Genomic DNA, 19,704 nt, shown 5'->3' with positions numbered 1-19,704 from the left:
TATTGCTTTTAGTTGTTAAACTAAAGGAATTAACACATGTTAACATTTTCTTTAAGGCTATAAATACGCTTAAGATTAGTGGCGGTATTGCTAATCTTTAAAATTATGATATGTTACTTTTCAAATTAACGACTAAAATAGGTATCCTGTCGCAATCACAATTAAGAGAACAATGAAACACACGTATCATATTCACGGCATGACCTGTAATGGTTGTCGCAGTCATGTCGAGCAAACACTCTCGAAGGTCGAAGGTGTAATTGAGGCTAAGGTTAATCTGGAAAAAGCCGAAGCAACTATCGACATGGAAATCCATATTGCCCTGGAAACCTTTCAAAAAGCTTTAAAAGCCGACGGAAGCAGATACAGTATCCATAAACATGGAGCGCATCATCATCCTCCGGCACCAAAAAAGAAAATGCAGCCTGAAGAAAAAGGTACGGGGATCTTTTATTGTCCGATGCATTGTGAGGGGAATAAAACATATGATCAACCGGGCGATTGTCCAGTTTGTGGGATGGATTTAGTCGAGGAACAACAGCTTTCGACGTCTAAAGCCAGACAATGGACCTGCCCCATGCATCCGGAAATTGTTCGTGATACGGCCGGTTCTTGTCCTGTTTGTGGGATGGACCTTATACCAATGAAACCCGATCTTTCTGCAGAAGAAAAGACCTATAAAAAATTGCTGAAGAAATTTTGGGTGGCCATCAGCTTTACCCTGCCTGTTTTCCTCATCGCCATGAGTGAAATGCTTCATGATAACCCGTTATACCCTATCATGGAACAGAGGTACTGGAACGGGTTGCAGTTCGTGTTATCTCTTCCTGTGGTATTTTATGCCACCTGGATGTTTTTTGAACGCGCCTATAAGAGTGTAATAACCTGGCATCTCAACATGTTTACCCTTATTGGCATAGGCTCGGGGGTGGCATGGCTATTCAGCGTGATAGGCCTGTTGTTTCCGAATGTTTTTCCGGACCAATTTAAAACGGATGCGGGTAATGTTCATGTGTATTTTGAAGCGGCAACGGTCATTCTGACCTTAGTTCTGTTGGGTCAGCTTTTAGAGGCTCGAGCACACAGCAAAACCAATTCCGCCGTTAAGGCCTTATTAAATTTAGCACCAAATAAAGCCACCAGGGTCATTGATGGTGAAGATGTGGAAGTGGATATTAGCTTGATCGAATTAAACGATATACTTAAAGTCAAACCGGGGGATAAAATTCCCGTTGATGGCAGAATTACGGAGGGTGAAACCAGTATTGACGAGTCGATGATAACCGGAGAGCCCATTCCCGTAAGTAAAACCAAAGGAGACATGGTCAGTAGTGGGACTATTAATGGAAATCAAACCTTTCTGATCCAAGCTGAAAAGGTGGGCAGTGATACCTTACTGTCTCAAATTATTCAAATGGTCAACGATGCCAGTAGAAGTCGTGCTCCTATTCAGAACCTGGCAGATAAAGTATCGGCCTATTTTGTTCCCATTGTGGTACTGATCTCGATCATTACGTTTATCATATGGGCCATTTGGGGTCCTGACCCTGCTTATGTCTATGCATTGGTCAATGCTATAGCGGTGTTGATCATTGCCTGCCCATGCGCATTGGGACTAGCCACACCCATGTCTGTTATGGTTGGTGTTGGCAGGGGGGCTCAAAAAGGGGTATTGATTAAAAATGCGGAAGCTCTTGAAAAAATGCATAAAGTGAACACTTTGGTAGTTGATAAAACCGGAACCCTCACAGAAGGTAAACCAACAGTAGAAAAAATAGGAGCTTTTACCGATGGCTTTGATGCTTCAGAGGTATTGAATTACATCGTGTCCCTCAATACAAACAGTGAACATCCACTGGCAGAAGCCACGGTTACCTATGGTAAAGAACACCATGCAGAAGTTTTAAAATCAAATCACTTTAGTGCCGTCTCCGGCAAAGGTGTGGAAGCAGAGATAAATACTAAAAAGGTAACATTGGGAAATGCCAAAATGATGGACTACGCTGCTGCCGAATTGACTTCTGAAATGAAAGTAGAGGCCAACACCTATCAAAAGCAGGGAAAAACGGTTTCCTATTTGGCCATCGATGATCATGTTGTTGGTTACGTAGTGATAGGCGATAAAATAAAAGAAACCAGTGCAAAGGCCATTAGAGAACTTCACGAGAGTGGTATCGATGTTGTTATGCTGACCGGTGATAATGAGGATACGGCCAAGGCAGTAGCATCGGAATTAAATTTAGCGACTTATAAAGCCAATATGTTACCGGAAGATAAATTAAAGGAAGTTGAACGCATTCAAAACATGGGAAAGGTGGTAAGTATGGCCGGTGATGGCATTAATGATGCACCGGCACTGGCCAAAAGTGATGTTGGTATCGCTATGGGTACCGGAACGGATGTCGCTATAGAAAGCGCCATGATCACTTTGGTAAAAGGGGACTTACAGGGTATAGTAAAGGCCCGTCACCTAAGTGACGCCGTAATGAAGAACATAAAACAAAATCTGTTTTTTGCACTCATTTATAACACTTTAGGCGTTCCAATAGCTGCCGGAATCCTCTTTCCTTTTTTCGGAATTTTATTGTCACCAATGATAGCAGCTTTAGCTATGAGCTTCAGCTCGGTTTCCGTAATTGCCAATGCCCTACGATTAAGACATCAATCCATTTAGCCATGAGCAACAGAGCTACGCTTTTAAAAATAAGTAAAATACAGTCTTGTTCAGGACCTTTTTTAGGAGTTCAATTTATATTATTCTTAATTTGTAGTTATAAATTGTGATATCACGCAAAAAGGTGGAGAATTAAGACAAGTAATAGAATAAATACTATAAACTTTAATTAAATTTTTAACAATGAAGAACATAATTTTTAGTATCGCTCTTATTGGAGCACTGGGATTAATGGCTTGCAAAAATGAAGTCAAAAAGGAAGTTGATAACAGCTCTGAAGCGGTGTCGAAGGAATTGGCAGTTACAGACCTGTCCTTTGGTGTAAGGGGTAATTGCAGTATGTGCAAAAAGACCATAGAAAAGGCGGCAAATGGTGTTGATGGTGTGGTTAAGGCTTCCTGGGATGTCAACAAAAAGAAAATTGACGTGTCATTTGATGGCTCAAAAACCAATGAGATGGCCATTCATAATGCGATTGCCGCTTCAGGATACGATACTGAAAAAGTTGATGCCGATAGCAAGGCTTACAGTGACCTACCGGAATGTTGTCAGTATGACCATGCCATGGCAATGAATCAATCCGGGGAAACTCAAAGTGATGCTCATGACCACGATGCTCACTAAAATGACAGTTTTATCCGCTTAAGTTTGAAATTCAGGACCAGGTAACTCACTTTTTCGGAAGTGAGTTTTTTTTTATATGATAACACGATCAGAACACCAATTCAAAGTGATACAAAAGTTTAGTGGTAAACAGGGTTTTTTAACTAGCAAAAATTAATCGAATAACAGACCTTATTTTTTTTGTTTTATTTTTATTTAATCGTAATATTACAATTAAAAAATATTTAATATGGGTTTAACCAAATCAGAAATATTTTCTGCCTATCAAAACGATATTTCTCTATTCGCAAAGGCTTTAGGACACCCGGCTCGGGTGGCCATCTTGCAACATTTATTTAAAATGGAAAGCTGTTACTGTGGTAATTTGGTGAATGAGATAGGCCTGGCACAACCGACAGTATCTCAGCATTTAAAGGAACTAAGAAATCTTGGATTGATAAAAGGTAATGTTGAGGGGACGAGTGTATGCTACTGCATAGACAAGGAAAACTGGGAGCGGATGAAACAATTGATGCACGAATTTCTGAATCAAGATATACAGACAAAAGATGAATGTTGCTAACAAAATTTACAATGATTAATTTCTTTATTGCTTTAAAATGATAGAAAAACTAAAATGATACCTACCAAAACCGACCTATTCCCTAAAATAAAGGAGACCATTGAAAATATAAGAGTTCAAGGCATTGGAGAAGATCGTAAAATGATCTTACAGCCGCTCATTGATTTTATTCAAAATAAGGTAAATCAAAACCAAGCCATAAGAATCAATTTCATTTGCACCCATAATTCAAGAAGAAGTCATTTTTCTCAAGTATGGGCGCAAACTTTGGCCTATTATTTTAAAATAAATACTGTATTCTGTTATTCCGGTGGCACAGAGGCTACAGCACTTTTTCCAATGGTAGCAGAAACTCTGGGTAATCAAGGGTATGCGATACAAAAGCTTTCAGAGACGAACAATCCTGTTTATGCCATAAAATTTGCAGAAAATGAACACCCAATCATTGGATTTTCAAAAAAGATGGACCATGAGTTTAACCCAAAATCAGAATTTGCCGCAATCATGACCTGCGATTCCGCCAACGAAGCATGTCCTTTTGTGCCAGGTGCGGAACAACGCGTTCCCGTTACATTTGAGGACCCAAAGGCTTTTGACAATACCCCTCAACAGGCTCAAAAATATTTGGAGCGCAGTATTCAAATTGCGACAGAACTCTATTATGTTTTTTCGCAAATCGAATCAAAAAAATGACAGCAATTAAAAAATTAAGTTTCCTAGATAAAAATCTTACGCTTTGGATATTCCTCGCAATGGCCATTGGTGTAGGATTAGGGTATTTATTCCCATCCATTCCAAATGTCATAAATGCATTTAGTAAAGGTTCAACAAACATCCCTATAGCCATCGGTTTGATCATAATGATGTACCCACCGCTGGCAAAAGTGAATTATGCCTTATTGCCCAAGGTATTCAAAAATGTTAAGATCCTTTCCATTTCATTACTACTAAACTGGGTTGTTGGTCCTGTACTTATGTTTGTATTGGCGATTATATTTTTAAAAGACTATCCTGAATATATGGTCGGATTAATCCTGATAGGATTGGCAAGATGTATTGCAATGGTATTGGTTTGGAACGACTTGGCAGAAGGAAGTGCTGAATACGGAGCTGGACTTGTAGCTTTAAATAGCATCTTTCAGGTTTTTGCTTACAGCTTTTATGCCTGGTTGTTCATTACGAAATTACCACCTTTATTGGGCTTCGAAGGCGCCATAGTAGATATTTCAATTGCCACTATTGCTGAAAGTGTCGCCATCTATCTCGGCATTCCATTTCTAATGGGTATTTTAAGCAGATGGGGTTTGGTAAAACTAAAAGGTGAAGAATGGTACACCAAAACATTCATTCCAACAATTTCACCACTTACATTGATTGCATTGCTATTTACCATTGTGGTGATGTTCTCACTTAAAGGGGAACTGATTGTCCGAATTCCGATGGATGTTTTGATTATTGCCATTCCATTGTTGGTTTACTTCACTGTAATGTTTATCATCGGTTTCTTTTTCACCAAGGGCATGGGTGGTGAATATGATAAAACTGCGTCAGTAGCTTTTACAGCAGCAGGTAATAATTTTGAACTGGCTATTGCAGTGGCCATAGCTGTTTTTGGTCTGAATTCAGGACAGGCCTTTGCGGGTGTTATAGGGCCTTTGGTGGAAGTGCCTGCCCTGATTATGTTAGTCAAGGTTTCCTTTTGGTTAAAGAAGAAATATAATATGTGAACCTATTAGAGTCGACCTTTGCCGTATTAATCATTCTATTCTATTCGCTGATTTATTATCTCTACACATTAATAATTGCGCATCTAATTAAGGGTGAATAGCTGTTAGAATCCTTCAAACACACCCAATCCAAATAATGCAAAGTCATATTTTACAGGGTCCGAAGGGTCCAGATTTCTAAGATTATTATCCAGTTCTTCAAGAGCTTTTGCATCATTTTGTTTACGATTTAATAATCCTAATTTGCGTGCCACATTTCCTGAATGTACATCCAAAGGACAAGATAACTGGGAAGGGGACAAGCTTTTCCAGATGCCAAAATCTACTCCAGAATTATCCTTTCTCACGAACCATCTGAGCATCATGTTTAGGCGCTTAGCGGCAGAATTTTTCAATGGATCACTGATGTGCTTTTTGCTTCTGGGTAAATGCTCAATTTCAAAAAAAAGTGATTTGAAACGAGAAATGGCGCCTTGGAGTGACGTCTTTTCAGCGTGCTTGGCGAACACGGATTCCAGACCACCGTGAAATTTATAGATGTGTTGCAGGGATCGCACGAACTGCTTGCAATCTTCCCCATTAAATGTCCTGTGTACGAAGTGTGTCAGGCTTTTTAAATCCTGTTTGGAATGGTTTAGAACGAAATCATGAGGTGCATGATCAAGTAAGGCCATTAAACCCCCTGCATTGTTGATGATACTTTTCCTGTTACCCCAGGCAATGGTTGCCGTTAAAAAACCCGCTATTTCAATGTCCTCCTTTTTACTAAATGAATGTGGGATCTGAATGGGATCGGTTTCAATGAACCTGGGATGATTGTATTGGGCTACCTTGGCATCTAAAAATTCCTGTAATTCGGTAGTGGTCATGTTCACTATTAAACAAAATTACCATCGACCATAACCAACTTTCTATCTGCCATATTGGCCAATTCTTCATTATGGGTAACAATAACAAAGGTTTGACCAAATTCTTCTCTTAGTTTAAAGAATAACTGATGCAGGTTTTCTGCCGATTCACTATCCAAATTACCGGAAGGCTCATCGGCAAAAATAAGATCCGGGCTATTGATTAATGCCCGGGCTACAGCCACACGTTGCTGTTCACCCCCGGAGAGTGCATTGGGTTTATGATGATAACGCTCTTTAAGTCCCAAAAAATCTAGTATCTCCTGGGCTCGCTTCTCGGCATCCGTTTTTTTGGCTCCCTTTATAAACGCCGGGATGCAAACGTTTTCAAGAGCTGTGAATTCAGGTAATAGTTGGTGAAATTGAAAAATAAAACCGATATGTTCGTTCCTGAACCTGGCCATACTTTTATCGCCAAGCGACCTGATATCGGTCGCATTAATTTCTAGGGTATAGTCTTCCTTTGATGAGGCCACATCCAAGGTACCTAATATTTGTAATAGGGTGGTTTTACCTGCGCCCGAGGCACCGACAATAGATACAATTTCCCCTTTTTCGATCTGAATGTTAACCCCTTTTAATACATGTAAATTACCATAGTATTTATGGATGTTTTTTGCAATGATCATATCCAAGTAAAAATAGATGGTGAATTTAACACTTTAACCTGGTATGTACAATTCAGATCAGACAAGATTGCATAAAAGGGGAATTACAGATTTTTTTTGGCCTGTAAATACGCATTTAAAAGCTTAAAATTGTATATCTTACCATTGCTAAATATATAGATATGCCATACAGAAGTTTTGAAGAATACAATATGCAGGTAACCGACGATGTTAAGGAGCGTTACAAGAACATCATTGAAGATTTGGGTGAAGACAGCTTACGGGATGGTCTTTTAAAAACACCTGAACGTGCTGCCAAAGCCATGCAGTTTTTAACACAGGGCTATCACCAGGATCCTGTTGAAGTGCTTACGAGTGCCATGTTTAAGGAGTCCTATAATGAAATGGTCATCGTTAAGGATATCGAATTGTATTCTTTATGCGAGCATCATATACTACCCTTCTTTGGAAAAGTACATATTGCATACATCCCTGACGGTCACATTGTCGGGCTGAGCAAACTTCCCAGGGTGGTCGATATCTTTGCCAGACGCTTGCAGGTTCAGGAACGACTCAATGAACAAATTTTGGACTGTATAAACAATACCTTAAAACCACAAGGTGTGGCTGTGGTCATTGAAGCCTCTCATATGTGCATGATGATGCGCGGTGTACAGAAGCAAAACTCAATTACCACAACTTCGGGATTTCGAGGTCAGTTTGAGAAAATTGAAACGCGGAATGAATTCTTAAAACTTATTGGAAAATAAGGGCTTGCTTTCACCTGATATGAACAAATATAAAATATTGGCAATAAGTATTTTATGTGACGCCATAGGATACGTATCTTTTGCAATACCGGGCATAGGCGAATTTACGGATATTATATGGGCACCACTTTCCGGGTGGATCATGACCAGACTTTACAAAGGTAAACCCGGTAAAATAGCAGGTGTCATTTCGTTTATTGAGGAAATACTGCCCGGGCTGGATGTGATTCCGACCTTTACCTTAATGTGGATATACACTTATGTCTTCTCTAAAAGTGAAGCTTAATTTATTTCTGTAATCCTTTCCAGGGAAGGTTTTTCTTTTACTGCTTATAGCTTTTATTGTTTATCGTTTTTCAGGACTAGTTTTATAAGCAGGGGAGTTCAAAATTGTCCTGTGAATTTTTGAAATTGTCCTGTGAATTTTCAAAATTCACAGGACAATTTTCACCATTCCTGGTTACAAAATCGTAAGGGGATAGGCAGGGCATGGTTACTTTATAATGACTTCCTTAATGTACCTACCGCGCGATCTGTTTTTTTATTCATCCCTCATAGCAATTTATAACCTGCCTTAAAGCCTGTAGGTAAGTTCAATACTGAAATTTCTTCCAATATCAAAAATGCCATCCGGTTTTAATCGCGATAGATGACTAATGTAGGCCTTATCGAAAATATTGGTCATGGAGATCACGAGGTCCAAAGGATTGTTAAAGACTTCTATGGTCCCTCCGGCGCCGGTACTCCATAATTGATAGGAGGCGGTGGGTGTTTCAAACTGACTTGTATTGTTCTGACTAAATACAAGATTGTTCTTAATGAAGGCATAGCCATTAGTTAACCATTTATTTTCAAATTCGGCATGTAACACATTGGTGAGGGCATTGGCAGGTATTAATGGTAAATAATTATTCTGACTTCGTTTGCCGGTAACCGTTTCAAAACTGCTTTCGAAATGCAGCCAATCCAGGGGATGCGGGTGTATATGAAAGCCTATTTCTCCACCATACAATCTGGCGTCATCCTGAAGGTACACAAATACTGGGTCTTCATCAATGAAATCGCCATTAGGTGATAAAAAGATATAATTCGAAACGGCATTATAAAACCCGTTCACAAAAAACTCGAGGTGATCACTCTTATATTCCAGTGACAGATCGAACTGAAGGTTATTTTCATTGCTCAGGTCTGCATTTCCAATTTCGTATCTGTTGGTGCCTTCGTGAGAACCATCAGAAGCCAATTCCGCCAGGTTAGGTGCCCTAAATCCGGAGGCGAGATTAACTCGTGTTGTCAGGGTTTTAAAGAGATTGGTTTTTAAACCAATTGCTGCATTAAAACTGTTAAAGTGCTTCTGAAGTCCTGAAAACACATTGATTCTTCTATGATCGTAGCGCACGCCCAGCTGTAAATCAGCCTGCTCGAAATGGATGTGTGAGGTGGCCAAAACGCCAATATCATTGGTTGTAGCATCCGGAATTAATGTTTCCTCACCATAATTTGTATTGGACTGGGTCATGCCTTGAACCCCAACAATCGTTTCAAATTTACCACGTTCCGGAAGATGGTATTTTACATCATAATTCAAGGTTTTCAATTTCATGTGTAAGGCAGGTTCAAGCGTTTCTAAATCATCATCTTCGCCTTCGTGTTCTTCATGTTCTTCATCCTCATGGTCTTCGTCTTCATGATGATGCTCCTCAAACTCCTTCCGATCATTGTAAATCAAACCAACATTAAAATCCAACTTAGAGGAATTAAAGAAAATAGTAGATTTTGAACTTAGCACGTGGTTACCAACCTCCTGATAAGGTAACAGGGGGCGCCTTTGAGTGGACTGCTCACCGATCGTTTCAGGAAGGCCCAACTTCGACAGGTTTACATTGTATCTTAAATCTGTTTTAAAATGTCTGTTTTGATACCCTATGCCTCCTTTAAGATCCACTTCCCTGAATCTTGAATTGGTTACACGGTAATTTTTAGTTTGGTAATCCGAATGCTCGGTAACACCGGCCCGAAATATAAATTTATAATGCTCTCCGGATTGTTTTATCCCGAGATTGGAATTATAACCACGCGTGTTACTAAAATATGCGGTAGAGACATCAGCTTCTGTTGCGTTGCTGGCTGCGAATTTTTCCGGATTAATATAAAGTACACCTCCAAGTGCATCACTACCGTAGAGTAGGGAAGCGGGGCCTTTGATGACTTCAATGCTTTCGACACCATTACTGCTCAGCCCAAGACCGTGTTCACCGCCATATTGTTGGTTTTCAAGTCGAACGCCTTGAGTGTAAACCAATACCCGGTTACTACTCAATCCCCTTATCACGGGTTTGCCTATACCTAAACCTGTTGAAATGGTATTAACCCCGGTGAGATTTGAAATCCCCTCAGACAGTGTTATGGATCCCTGCTTTTTTAACTCCATCACGCTTTCCTTGTCTACTTTCATCACATTTTCACTTTGAAGTTTATGAAAGGGGGTTGAAATGATGATATCTTCCATTTCAATGACTGTAGGGTTTAATTCAATTTTAAAAAAGTCATTGCCCGGAAAGACATAATAGACCGAACGGGTTCCGTAGCCTATAAAAGAGATGATGAAATTTTGAGGACCATTGGGTATGTTTTTAATGTAAAACATGCCCTCTGCGTCCGTTGTGGTGCCCTTTTCCAATTCCGGAAGGTAAACGTTGGCGCCTTCAATCGATTGATTCGTGCTGGCGTCGATAATTTGTCCTTTTATTTCATTTTGAGCATGCGTTAACAGCCCGTAAAGACAACATATAATACATGTAAGTTTTTTCATTAGAATTAAATTAATTTAGTAAATGTTATGGGAGACACTCCCATTTTCAGTTTAAACTAAATTAATCTGGGGCGGACCGCGAAGCGAAAATTGCAGTTGTTGATAATCGCTTAAAAAGCCATATTGTAAAATTACTTTTACCTGCGGTTCCAGTTCGGAAAACAGATCGAATACACCTGTTTCAAAGGTGACATTCTTTTGTATTTGAAATTTTAAGAAATCACAATCCAGATCAACCTTATGAATGTGAGTCGAGGTCTCTCCAGTGCAATGGTTATGGGCATGATGGTCGGAAATATGAACCATCTTCACGACGTGAGGCAGGAACAATAGAATAACCACACCTATGGTCGTCAGCCGAAAAGCAATATGTCGTTTTAAATCACTCACTTGCTAAAAAGTCGTTTTAAACCCATTCTTGAAAGCATTTTCTTCTCAAAGTCCCAAAAAAATTGATACTGGCCAAAAATCCAGCCAATGGCAACCAGTAATAACTGATAGAATACAAAGCCAATGAGGATGTATAGGAACCAATACAATGTGGGCGGTAAATTGTCCTGTGTAATCCCTGCGAATTTAATGATAGGTTTGCCTATAAAAACCGATGACGAACCGGTAATGGCAAAAACAAAGAAAATGGTTATGAGCTCCCATCGGTACTTCACCTTCCATTTTTTTTGAAGCCGGTCAAATATTTTTAAAATGAGTTTTAAAAGCACAAAAAAGAAAATAACACTTGCCGACAGCACAATGATCATCGATTGTTTCTCAAAAAGAAGAAATGCCAACTTGTATGCGCTGTAACCCAAGCCAATAATCCCAGACAACAGAACGATAAATTGCCAGTTATTCTGGATTTCCCATCGTTTTTTCAATTTCTCCACAGTCCCTATGATGTGGCGGCTAAAATAAGAAAAGTAATTTAAATTCTGGGGGTAAATGGACCCAATCTCTGATTGTAGGTCAATTGAAAATAGATAAAGTAATTATACAATTTATAATTCACCTCATAACCATAATCGATCTGAGGGTTATAATCAATTGGCAATTGGTAAAGGTTCGGATCGAAGCCTCTGGATTGCATTACCCTTTGGTTCCATTCTACGACATATTGATAATTTCGGTTTTCCAAAAAGCTCTGTGAATAGTATCCTTCCGGCCTGGCATTGGTCATTAACCAAATGTTAAACCCCGGTTCGATGATAATGATTTCATACTCAAGTTCATCGTTCGATATGGATACGGTATCATTTTGGGCAGCCGCCAGTTGTTCTTCCGTTAAATTGTTTTGAGATACCACCGGTTTCTTTGAATGACAACCGATTAAAAAGCCTATCGCAACGACTGCTAAAATTATATTTTTCATAATCAATTTTTTTTTAATCAAATAAGTCAGTGAGGCCACTATTCTGCGCATCCAAAACAGTAGAGGAACAACAGTAATTTTTATGAAGTCTCAAAACGTATTTGCTTTTTTATTTTAAAAATACGAAAATCATTCCGTACCGCTTTGTTTTTAAATAAGATTTAACAAAAAAAGTCCCGGTCGAGCGCCGGGACTATTAAACAGGTTTTAATTTAGTTTTATATGGATGTTAACCCAATAGGTTTACAATTTGTGAAGCCAATTCAGTTCCTATTCTATCCTGGGCTTCATTTGTCGCTGCACCGGTATGCGGTGTTAAGGATAAGGAGGCATTCATCAATAACTGAACTTCCGGTTTAGGTTCTTTTTCAAAAACATCTAAAGCCGCACCGGCCACTTTTCCGGATTCAATTGCTTTAACCAGCGCCACTTCATTAACTACGCCACCTCGAGCAGCATTGGCCAATATAACGCCATCCTTCATCAATTTAAATTCAGCTTCATCAATGACATACTCTTTTTGAGCCGGCACATGTAAGGTGATAAAATCTGCCTGTTTTAAAACATCTTCTTTCGATATGGTTTCAATATCAAAAGCGACTTTCTGGCCGTCAAAAAATTCCAATTCCAAACGGGCTTTATCTAAAAACGGATCAAAGGCCACCACTTTCATGCCGGCGCCCAAAGCTACCTTAGCCGTAGCCTGGCCAATACGACCAAAGCCCAAAACACCCAGGGTCTTACCCTTTAGTTCAATTCCTCTTGCATAGGCCTTTTTAAGACCTTTAAAATTGGAATCCCCTTCAAGAGGCATCTCTCTATTGGAATGATGTAAAAACCGAGCTAATCCATAAAAATGTCCAAACACCAGTTCGGCAACAGAATGCGAGGAGGCAGCAGGTGTATTGATAACATGAAGTCCTTTTTCTCTGGCATAAGCGACATCAATATTGTCCATTCCAACACCGCCACGTCCAATGATCTTCAAACCCGGACAGGCATCAATAAGATCTTTTCGTACGGTTGTCGCGCTGCGCACCAATAAAACGGTGATGTCGTTTTCGTTTATATATTTGATCAACTGTTCCTGCGCTACGGTTGTAGTTATCACTTCATATCCTGCCTGTTCCAAGGCATCAATACCACTTTTTGAAATTCCGTCGTTAGCTAATACTTTCATTGTTATGTTTCCTTACCTGTTATTATGAGGTCTGTTAGGATTTAAGATGTATGTAATTAATACTAATTTATTTTTTGGTTTTATGACCACAATTCATCATGAATTCCGCCATACCGGATCAGGCTTTACTTTCCAATTCACTCATGACTTCTACCAATACCTTTACACTATCAAGTGATAGGGCATTGTACATGGAGGCACGATAGCCACCAACACTTCTGTGACCATTTAATCCGTTGATGCCGGCCTCTTTCAACATGGTTTCGAATGTTTCCTTCAAGTTTTCGTTTTCCAATGTAAACGTAGCGTTCATAATAGAACGATCTTCTTTGACGGCAAAGCCTTTAAACAATGGATTAAGATCAATTTCAGAATATATGAGTCTTGCTTTCTTTTCGTTTTCTTCCTCAATGGCCGCAATCCCTCCTAAATTTTTAAGCCATTCTAAGGTGAGCATGGAGGTATACACCGCAAAAACAGGGGGCGTATTAAACATGCTGCCACTCCCAATATGCTTTTTATAATCCATCATCGATGGAATTTTACGCGATACTTTACCTAAAATATCCTCTTTTACGACAACCAAGGTGGTTCCTGCAGGCCCCATATTTTTCTGTGCTCCGGCATAGATGATCCCGAATTTCGAAAAATCCAGAGTGCGCGAAAATATATCACTACTCATATCGCAAACCATTGGGATAGGGGAGTCCGGAAATGCTTTTATTTGAGTTCCGAATATCGTATTGTTGGAAGTGCAGTGGAAATAATCGTATTCCTCAGGAATATCATATCCTTTTGGAATGTAATTGTAGTTGGCCTCCTTAGAAGAAGCCACTTCATAAATATCATCGTAAATTTTTGCCTCGTTGATCGCTTTATTGGCCCATGTTCCCGTATTAAGGTAACCGGCTCTTTTTTCTAGAAGATTTAGTGCCACCATTAAAAACTGGGTGCTTGCACCTCCTTGCAAAAATAAAGCTTTATAACCTTTACCTTCTAAACCAAGCAACTCCAAGGCCAGGGCCCTTGCCTTTTCCATGATATCAACAAAGGCTTTACTACGGTGCGATATTTCAATTAATGAGAGTCCGCTATGGTCTAAATCCAATACCGCCTGGGAGGCCTTTTGCAATACCTCTTGTGGTAAAACACATGGTCCTGCACTAAAATTATGTTTTTTCATGTGATGCATTTTATGTTTTGCTTTCTGATGTCATCGTCACGGTTTAAACAGGAATTTCAGTGTCATCTGAAAATTATTTTAAACCTTTTTGGGGTCGATGGTAATCTTAAAAATTTAAGGAACAAATTTCCTAATTTATTGAGTAATTTTCGCTAAGAATTCAATAATTTTTTGGTTAAATTGATAATAAAAATTTAATAGAATCAACACTATCCGCATAATCCCAAAGTTTAGGGTGCTGAGTTTGGCCATATGAAATTTCATTTTCCATAAATCCTCTCGACACAACACATTGTATTTGTTCTTTATCACGGTCTAATTTTTCTCTGAGTTCGTCGGGATCATCGTAAAATTCGTAAAAAAGAGTAGCAATAGGGGAACTGTATCCGGCATCTTCCTTAATCATAAAGAATCCATTTTCTAAAAAATCAAACTCGCTCATTAAATAGACGGCTTTGTTGTAATCGTAGTTATTCGTATATTTCACCTTTTCAATAATGGGGTGCCAATGGTAAATGGCCTCAAAAAACAGGTCGAATTTATAATTTCGAGGCACAAATAGTTTGGATACATTCCTGCACCCCAATCCAAAATACCTGAAGACATCTTCCGATAAGGCTTTTAAATCCTCCAGAGATTCATTTCCATCAAGTACTGCTACAGAATTTCTATTATTTCTAATAATCGCAGGTTTGTCCCTGAAATAATATTTGAAATAGCGTGAAGTATTGTTACTGCCAGTGGCGATGACGGCATCGAAATGCTGGACCTTCTCATCCGTAAAGCGTATTAGCCCTTTGAATTGTGGTTCGACATGCTCCAGATATCGCGTTAAATAAGGCAGTAGGTGCTTGTCATTCGAAGACTGTTTTACCAAGACCTTATGCCCTGTAATCAGTACCGACAAGAAATCATGGAACCCCACTAATGGGATATTTCCAGCCATAATGACAGCGACTTCCTTCTGGGGATCAGCAGTTATATGATAGGGTTGCAACCAGGCTGTCAGATGCTCCAAATTTAAGGCCTCTACCCATGCATTTAGGGCAAAGCGAAGGGTATCTGAAGTAAACCATCCATTGTGCTCTTCAGCCAATTTCAGCTGCTTTTTAAAACCATCAAAGAACACATCATTGTATTCCACATTTTCATTTCTGCCTGGAACTTTATTAGTAAATTGTTCTAAAAACGTACCTAATTTTACAAAAGCATTAATTCTATTTTGTAATTCCATGCTTAATTTGGTTATAAATGGTTTTGGTTTTATTTTAGCACTTGCAAATTTAGAAAGAAAAAAATGCTATGGCAATTATTATAACAGACGAATGCATTAACTGTGGTGCATGTGAACCGGAATGTCCCAATACAGCTATTTATGAGGGCGCTGATGATTGGCGCTACAAGGATGGAACAAGTTTAAATGGAACAGTGGTGCTTACCAATGGCAGAGAAGTCGAAGCCGATGAACCTCAGGAACCGATAAGTGATGAATTCTATTATATCGTTCCTGACAAGTGTACGGAATGTAAAGGTTTTCATGATGAACCGCAGTGTGCAGCAGTTTGCCCCGTAGATTGTTGCGTTCCGGATGAAGATCATGTTGAAACCGAAGATGAACTCCTGGCGAAACAACGATTCATGCATCCTGATGGATAGATACCGAATAAAATACCAGTAGGAATCCCTTGTGAAATCAAGGGATTTTTTTTTGTTCCTAAAATAACATACATTTCACGAAGGAAGTTAAACCTAATAGAAATGGAAATTTTTGAAATTCTTTGGAAGGAAATCATAGGATTTCTTGGTATCGGACAAGCTTTGGACCTATTGAACGCTGGGAATTTTGACGCCTTCAGGACCTATGAAGGCGTTACAGCCTTAATTTATCCCATCATACCTTTGCTCGTCCTGCTCGAATTGCTTTTAGGACTTATTTACAAGAAGCCTCAGACCAAGGTCTATAAGGTTAATTTTTTAATTTATGTTTTTAATCGGTTTGTAGGTCGTTTTATTGCTATTGCAATGGTGACGTATTGTATTGGCCTGTTTCAAAGCTATGCTGTTATTGAGACCAGTTTCACATGGTACTGGTTCCTCTATGGTTATATTATTTGGGAATTCGGACATTTTTTGTACCATTACTGGGGTCACAAGGTACGTCTTTTATGGTGTTTGCATTCTACGCACCATGCCCCTGAAAACATGAACCTTTCTGTGACCTACGCACACTTTTTTCTGGAGGCTCCCTATGCTGACGTGATTCGAACCACAGTTTGCATTTTACTCGGTGTACAGCCGGAAATGCTTTTTTTGATCATGTTCATAGATGGTACTTACGGTGCTTTTATCCATGTTGGAGAAAACCTAATTAAGAATGGGAAATTTGGTGTATTGAACAAATGGATCTTAACCCCATCGCATCACAGGGTGCATCATGCCCGAAACCCGCTATACATGGACACCAATTTCTGTAATCTTCTCAATATCTGGGATCGAGTTTTTGGAACCTATCAGGAGGAGGACGACCAGGTTGCTGTTGAATACGGAATTACGCGTCATATGGATTCCGGGAGTTTTCTGGACGTCTATTTCGGGGAAATCATCGCACTGGCAAAAGATGTTTACAAGGCACCAGGATTGAAAAATAAGCTTTTGTACATGGTCATGCCCCCGGGATGGCATCATGAGGGGGATCACAAAACGGCTAAAATAGCCCGAACGAACTATTTAAAATCCTTAGACGTGAAGTAACAGGGCATGGTATTTAACTCTGAATATAATCACTATGGTCTAATTTATGGTTTACAGTCATTTCGACCCCGATCCCGAGGATTTGGGAGGGGGAGAAACCTTTAGGTTCAGCGAAGCTACATCACACACGCTGGAAAGGATTATGATGCGCTAATAGTTAGCACCACTCAATTGCATCATACAACTGCAGTTCTGTGTTAAATGATGTAATGTGTTAAATCCCCAAACAGAAGCACTCCCGACTACGGTCTAAAGACTATTGACTAAACACCAGGGACCACCCAATCCCTTATTTTACAACGAATAACTTAGAAATAACCTTAGTATTCACCTTAACCTTCATAATGTATATGCCACCGGATAAACCCTTGGTTTTAAACTGAACTATAGTATTCGGCATAATATCCTCTCCATTTAGAATGGACTGAATTTTTATGCCATTCAAGGCATAGACATCTAATGAAACCGGTTCTTGGGATGTGAAATTAAAAGCGATATTCAGCACATCCTCAGCAGGATTGGGATACATATTTATGGCCTCAGCCAAATTCTCTAACTGATCCGTTCCCAGTGTAGAGGTATAAAATTCGGCCACCTGCATGACCTCCGGTGCTGATTTGCCGTGAGCTAACCAGAGATCATAAAGGATTTGTCCTTTTGCATCCGTTATGTTCTTATCTCTTAGAAATTCTATATATTCCTTAGAGGTGGTCTGATATAATAATTTGACTTCAATTTTATAAGTGTTTTCAGGAATCGTATAAGAGGTGAGATCCGAATAGGCTCCATCGGCATAGGAATACCCTACCGGAGCAGCTTGAATGGCTTGAAAATTGGCATTGGTAAATCCTCTCGGCGGAATGCGATTATCTTTTACAATAACATTGTTCAGGGCAAAATGAAAGGATTCGCCCGCGGTATAGGTTCCGGGACTATTGGCATTGGCCAAAGCCGCAACGTCCTCACTCATACCTAATTTAGCTTCATATATTTTTGTCCCATCTTTGGTTAGCACACCCGTGTTTTCATCATATGCACCGGATTCATAAACGAGATTTTCATTACTATCATAGGCTTCTACATTTAACCACATGCGACGCCCTTCCGGATAACCCGATGGCAATTTATGTCCTGTTTCGTTGATCACCTCAACATCTAGATCATAACCGTCCGAAGATCTTGCCGCATATAGGTTGAGAGTAGCAGCATTTTGTAACATGTATTTTGCTCTCAGGATTCCCGCATCAATGGCATCGGGATCAACCGCATTCCCAAATTGGTCTTTAATGAGCAGGGGCACAAAGGTATTGCCTCCGGTTATATCGTGCATGGGCAAGTCGTCTCGCACAGATGCAAAGCTTTTGTTACATCCTTTACCGGTAACATCCTTCATATGACAATCGGTGCAGGTCGATACACTTCCCTTGTTGCCACCAAATACAGAGGAGGGTATCCCCTCAGGCGTGTTGTAAGCACTCATTTTCCATTCGCTGTAGGTGCGTTCAACAGGAAACATCTCATAGGAATTAAACGATGGTGCCGCTGTGCCAATGCTATTTGGCTGGTAGGTACCATCGGGCGCTTTACTAAACGCCGGATTACTTACATCATGACAGGTACCACATAATTCGGAGGAGGAGTGAAATGGTGAGTAGAGTGTGGGATGATTGGCATTGGCATCATCGTAGGGACCGCGTCTTGTATTATCATCAGAATCAACCACATACATACCATTGCCGTATTGTGTCGGTATATTTGCCGCAGGGAGTGTATTCATATATGCCAGGTCCTCAGGCGCCGTGCTCAAGGGGTCGACCAGTTTATGACAAAAATGACATTGTACACCTTCGCGATCTGCGCTGGTCAAAGCCGAACCATCAGTGGGTTCACTGCGACCTTCGAGCCATCCTCTTGGTGTATGACATCGCAAACAGAGGTCGCCGGAAAATATAGCGTCCTGATTGGCAATGGTTAAAGTGGCTTCAAAGAGCGGATCCCGCATACTGTGTGACATCATACTGCCGTTATAGGTGAATGCAGGTTCTACAGCGCTATCATAACCACCATGACAATTAGCACATTGGTCCGGTGTAGCAAATGTTCCTGATTCAGTGGGTTGAGACCCCGGGAGAAAGAAATCGGCTATGGTCGTTGAAACATAATAAGACATTTCCGTTCTACTCATCCAACCCATCAATGCAAAAATAAGTACAATAAGTACAACAAGTTTTCGGTCAAAGCGTTTCATGAAATTGAAAATTAAGAGGTTAGTCGCTGTTCAAATCATGAATGTTATTATTTTTTATGATAAAAACTATGATTTTTATCAGTCAATGTCCATATTATAGTGATGTACTAATGTTTTATGAATAGAATATCTTGACCATCACATTTGTTATTTCAAATAAAAATAATGAGTAACCATGTCGCTTCTTTGGGCTGTCCCACAAGACTGGCTAGAGTAAGGTATTACAAGTGATTGGCCGTAATTGGATGGGTGTGGGCCATAATGAATTGATTGCCACAAGAGATAGCGTTT

At 39.8% G+C, this 19,704-nt stretch carries 19 protein-coding genes; 9 read left to right on the top strand and 10 right to left on the bottom strand.

Going from position 1 to position 19,704, the window contains the following annotated elements:
* Positions 1-172: 172 nt before the first annotated feature.
* From MR041_RS10800 to arsB, 5 genes are all read left to right on the top strand, one after another.
* The gene (locus MR041_RS10800) at positions 173-2,674 is read left to right on the top strand and encodes a heavy metal translocating P-type ATPase (protein WP_242093788.1); all 2,502 of its coding nucleotides are present in this window, start codon (positions 173-175) and stop codon (positions 2,672-2,674) included.
* Between the two features lie 183 nt (positions 2,675-2,857).
* Positions 2,858-3,298 carry a heavy-metal-associated domain-containing protein gene (locus MR041_RS10795; protein WP_242093786.1) on the top strand — a complete coding sequence of 147 codons (441 nt, stop codon included), beginning with the start codon at positions 2,858-2,860 and terminating at the stop codon, positions 3,296-3,298.
* Positions 3,299-3,527: 229 nt separating this feature from the next.
* Positions 3,528-3,860: an ArsR/SmtB family transcription factor gene (locus MR041_RS10790; protein WP_242093784.1), complete on the top strand. Its 333-nt coding sequence runs from the start codon at positions 3,528-3,530 to the stop codon at positions 3,858-3,860.
* Positions 3,861-3,914: 54 nt separating this feature from the next.
* A complete protein-coding gene (locus MR041_RS10785; RefSeq protein WP_242093782.1) occupies positions 3,915-4,553 on the top strand; it encodes an arsenate-mycothiol transferase ArsC in 639 nt (212 codons plus the stop codon).
* Entirely contained in the window at positions 4,550-5,587 is a 1,038-nt protein-coding gene (arsB, locus tag MR041_RS10780) for an ACR3 family arsenite efflux transporter (RefSeq protein WP_242093780.1), read from the top strand. The genes MR041_RS10785 and arsB overlap by 4 nt, the downstream gene beginning before the upstream one ends.
* Positions 5,588-5,691: 104 nt before the next feature.
* Here arsB and MR041_RS10775 read toward each other — a convergent pair whose 3' ends face one another.
* Together MR041_RS10775 and MR041_RS10770 are read right to left on the bottom strand one after the other, a co-directional pair.
* Entirely contained in the window at positions 5,692-6,456 is a 765-nt protein-coding gene (locus MR041_RS10775) for a TIGR02757 family protein (RefSeq protein WP_242093778.1), read from the bottom strand.
* A gap of 8 nt (positions 6,457-6,464) precedes the next feature.
* Positions 6,465-7,124 carry an ABC transporter ATP-binding protein gene (locus MR041_RS10770; RefSeq protein WP_242093776.1) on the bottom strand — a complete coding sequence of 220 codons (660 nt, stop codon included), beginning with the start codon at positions 7,122-7,124 and terminating at the stop codon, positions 6,465-6,467.
* A gap of 161 nt (positions 7,125-7,285) precedes the next feature.
* On the opposite strand from MR041_RS10770, the gene folE reads away from it, so the two are divergent.
* Both folE and MR041_RS10760 read left to right on the top strand, forming a co-directional pair.
* Positions 7,286-7,873 carry a GTP cyclohydrolase I FolE gene (gene folE / locus MR041_RS10765; protein ID WP_242093774.1) on the top strand — a complete coding sequence of 196 codons (588 nt, stop codon included), beginning with the start codon at positions 7,286-7,288 and terminating at the stop codon, positions 7,871-7,873.
* 19 nt (positions 7,874-7,892) lie between these two features.
* Positions 7,893-8,159 (top strand): hypothetical protein, encoded by a 267-nt coding sequence (locus MR041_RS10760; RefSeq protein WP_242093771.1) that lies wholly within the window; start codon positions 7,893-7,895, stop codon positions 8,157-8,159.
* Positions 8,160-8,447: 288 nt separating this feature from the next.
* On the opposite strand, the gene MR041_RS10755 is transcribed toward MR041_RS10760, so the two are convergent.
* The 7 genes from MR041_RS10755 to MR041_RS10725 all read right to left on the bottom strand — a co-directional run bounded on the left by MR041_RS10755 (position 8,448) and on the right by MR041_RS10725 (position 15,648).
* A complete protein-coding gene (locus tag MR041_RS10755) occupies positions 8,448-10,685 on the bottom strand; it encodes a TonB-dependent receptor (RefSeq protein WP_242093770.1) in 2,238 nt (745 codons plus the stop codon).
* Between the two features lie 51 nt (positions 10,686-10,736).
* Complete coding sequence (locus MR041_RS10750; protein ID WP_242093768.1) at positions 10,737-11,075, bottom strand: hypothetical protein; 339 nt, start codon at positions 11,073-11,075, stop codon at positions 10,737-10,739.
* On the bottom strand, positions 11,072-11,569 hold the full coding sequence (locus MR041_RS10745) for a DUF6787 family protein (protein ID WP_242093765.1): 498 nt from the start codon (positions 11,567-11,569) through the stop codon (positions 11,072-11,074). The genes MR041_RS10750 and MR041_RS10745 overlap by 4 nt, the downstream gene beginning before the upstream one ends.
* Before the next feature lie 38 nt (positions 11,570-11,607).
* Entirely contained in the window at positions 11,608-12,051 is a 444-nt protein-coding gene (locus MR041_RS10740) for a DUF6146 family protein (protein WP_242093763.1), read from the bottom strand.
* 229 nt (positions 12,052-12,280) lie between these two features.
* The gene (locus tag MR041_RS10735) at positions 12,281-13,231 is read right to left on the bottom strand and encodes a D-2-hydroxyacid dehydrogenase (protein ID WP_242093761.1); all 951 of its coding nucleotides are present in this window, start codon (positions 13,229-13,231) and stop codon (positions 12,281-12,283) included.
* A 118-nt stretch (positions 13,232-13,349) separates the two neighbouring features.
* On the bottom strand, positions 13,350-14,414 hold the full coding sequence (serC, locus tag MR041_RS10730) for a 3-phosphoserine/phosphohydroxythreonine transaminase (protein ID WP_242093758.1): 1,065 nt from the start codon (positions 14,412-14,414) through the stop codon (positions 13,350-13,352).
* A 175-nt stretch (positions 14,415-14,589) separates the two neighbouring features.
* Positions 14,590-15,648 (bottom strand): acyl-CoA reductase, encoded by a 1,059-nt coding sequence (locus MR041_RS10725; RefSeq protein ID WP_242093756.1) that lies wholly within the window; start codon positions 15,646-15,648, stop codon positions 14,590-14,592.
* Positions 15,649-15,716: 68 nt separating this feature from the next.
* Here MR041_RS10725 and MR041_RS10720 point away from each other — a divergent pair, with 68 nt between their 5' ends.
* Both MR041_RS10720 and MR041_RS10715 read left to right on the top strand, forming a co-directional pair.
* A complete protein-coding gene (locus tag MR041_RS10720; RefSeq protein WP_242093754.1) occupies positions 15,717-16,070 on the top strand; it encodes a 4Fe-4S dicluster domain-containing protein in 354 nt (117 codons plus the stop codon).
* Between the two features lie 102 nt (positions 16,071-16,172).
* Positions 16,173-17,165 (top strand): sterol desaturase family protein, encoded by a 993-nt coding sequence (locus tag MR041_RS10715; RefSeq protein WP_242093752.1) that lies wholly within the window; start codon positions 16,173-16,175, stop codon positions 17,163-17,165.
* Positions 17,166-17,454: 289 nt separating this feature from the next.
* Here MR041_RS10715 and MR041_RS10710 read toward each other — a convergent pair whose 3' ends face one another.
* A complete protein-coding gene (locus MR041_RS10710; protein ID WP_242093750.1) occupies positions 17,455-19,413 on the bottom strand; it encodes a T9SS type A sorting domain-containing protein in 1,959 nt (652 codons plus the stop codon).
* Positions 19,414-19,704 lie beyond the last annotated feature (291 nt).

The sequence above is a fragment of the Aestuariivivens sediminicola genome (assembly GCF_022662015.1).
GTDB classification, from domain to species: domain Bacteria; phylum Bacteroidota; class Bacteroidia; order Flavobacteriales; family Flavobacteriaceae; genus Aestuariivivens; species Aestuariivivens sediminicola.
The sequence above is the reverse complement of the archived record's forward strand: the minus strand, read 5'-3'. Positions and strand labels throughout refer to the sequence as shown.

What these genes read in the sequence shown, in the direction of transcription:
- MR041_RS10770 (WP_242093776.1), bottom strand. Translation starts at nt 7,124, where the DNA reads ATGATCATTGCAAAAAACATCCATAAATACTATGGTAATTTACATGTA.
- MR041_RS10720 (WP_242093754.1), top strand. Translation starts at nt 15,717, where the DNA reads ATGGCAATTATTATAACAGACGAATGCATTAACTGTGGTGCATGTGAA.
- MR041_RS10795 (WP_242093786.1), top strand. Translation starts at nt 2,858, where the DNA reads ATGAAGAACATAATTTTTAGTATCGCTCTTATTGGAGCACTGGGATTA.
- MR041_RS10790 (WP_242093784.1), top strand. Translation starts at nt 3,528, where the DNA reads ATGGGTTTAACCAAATCAGAAATATTTTCTGCCTATCAAAACGATATT.
- MR041_RS10785 (WP_242093782.1), top strand. Translation starts at nt 3,915, where the DNA reads ATGATACCTACCAAAACCGACCTATTCCCTAAAATAAAGGAGACCATT.
- MR041_RS10735 (WP_242093761.1), bottom strand. Translation starts at nt 13,231, where the DNA reads ATGAAAGTATTAGCTAACGACGGAATTTCAAAAAGTGGTATTGATGCC.
- MR041_RS10760 (WP_242093771.1), top strand. Translation starts at nt 7,893, where the DNA reads ATGAACAAATATAAAATATTGGCAATAAGTATTTTATGTGACGCCATA.
- arsB (WP_242093780.1), top strand. Translation starts at nt 4,550, where the DNA reads ATGACAGCAATTAAAAAATTAAGTTTCCTAGATAAAAATCTTACGCTT.
- folE (WP_242093774.1), top strand. Translation starts at nt 7,286, where the DNA reads ATGCCATACAGAAGTTTTGAAGAATACAATATGCAGGTAACCGACGAT.
- MR041_RS10740 (WP_242093763.1), bottom strand. Translation starts at nt 12,051, where the DNA reads ATGAAAAATATAATTTTAGCAGTCGTTGCGATAGGCTTTTTAATCGGT.
- MR041_RS10775 (WP_242093778.1), bottom strand. Translation starts at nt 6,456, where the DNA reads ATGACCACTACCGAATTACAGGAATTTTTAGATGCCAAGGTAGCCCAA.
- MR041_RS10800 (WP_242093788.1), top strand. Translation starts at nt 173, where the DNA reads ATGAAACACACGTATCATATTCACGGCATGACCTGTAATGGTTGTCGC.
- MR041_RS10755 (WP_242093770.1), bottom strand. Translation starts at nt 10,685, where the DNA reads ATGAAAAAACTTACATGTATTATATGTTGTCTTTACGGGCTGTTAACG.
- MR041_RS10725 (WP_242093756.1), bottom strand. Translation starts at nt 15,648, where the DNA reads ATGGAATTACAAAATAGAATTAATGCTTTTGTAAAATTAGGTACGTTT.
- serC (WP_242093758.1), bottom strand. Translation starts at nt 14,414, where the DNA reads ATGAAAAAACATAATTTTAGTGCAGGACCATGTGTTTTACCACAAGAG.
- MR041_RS10715 (WP_242093752.1), top strand. Translation starts at nt 16,173, where the DNA reads ATGGAAATTTTTGAAATTCTTTGGAAGGAAATCATAGGATTTCTTGGT.
- MR041_RS10710 (WP_242093750.1), bottom strand. Translation starts at nt 19,413, where the DNA reads ATGAAACGCTTTGACCGAAAACTTGTTGTACTTATTGTACTTATTTTT.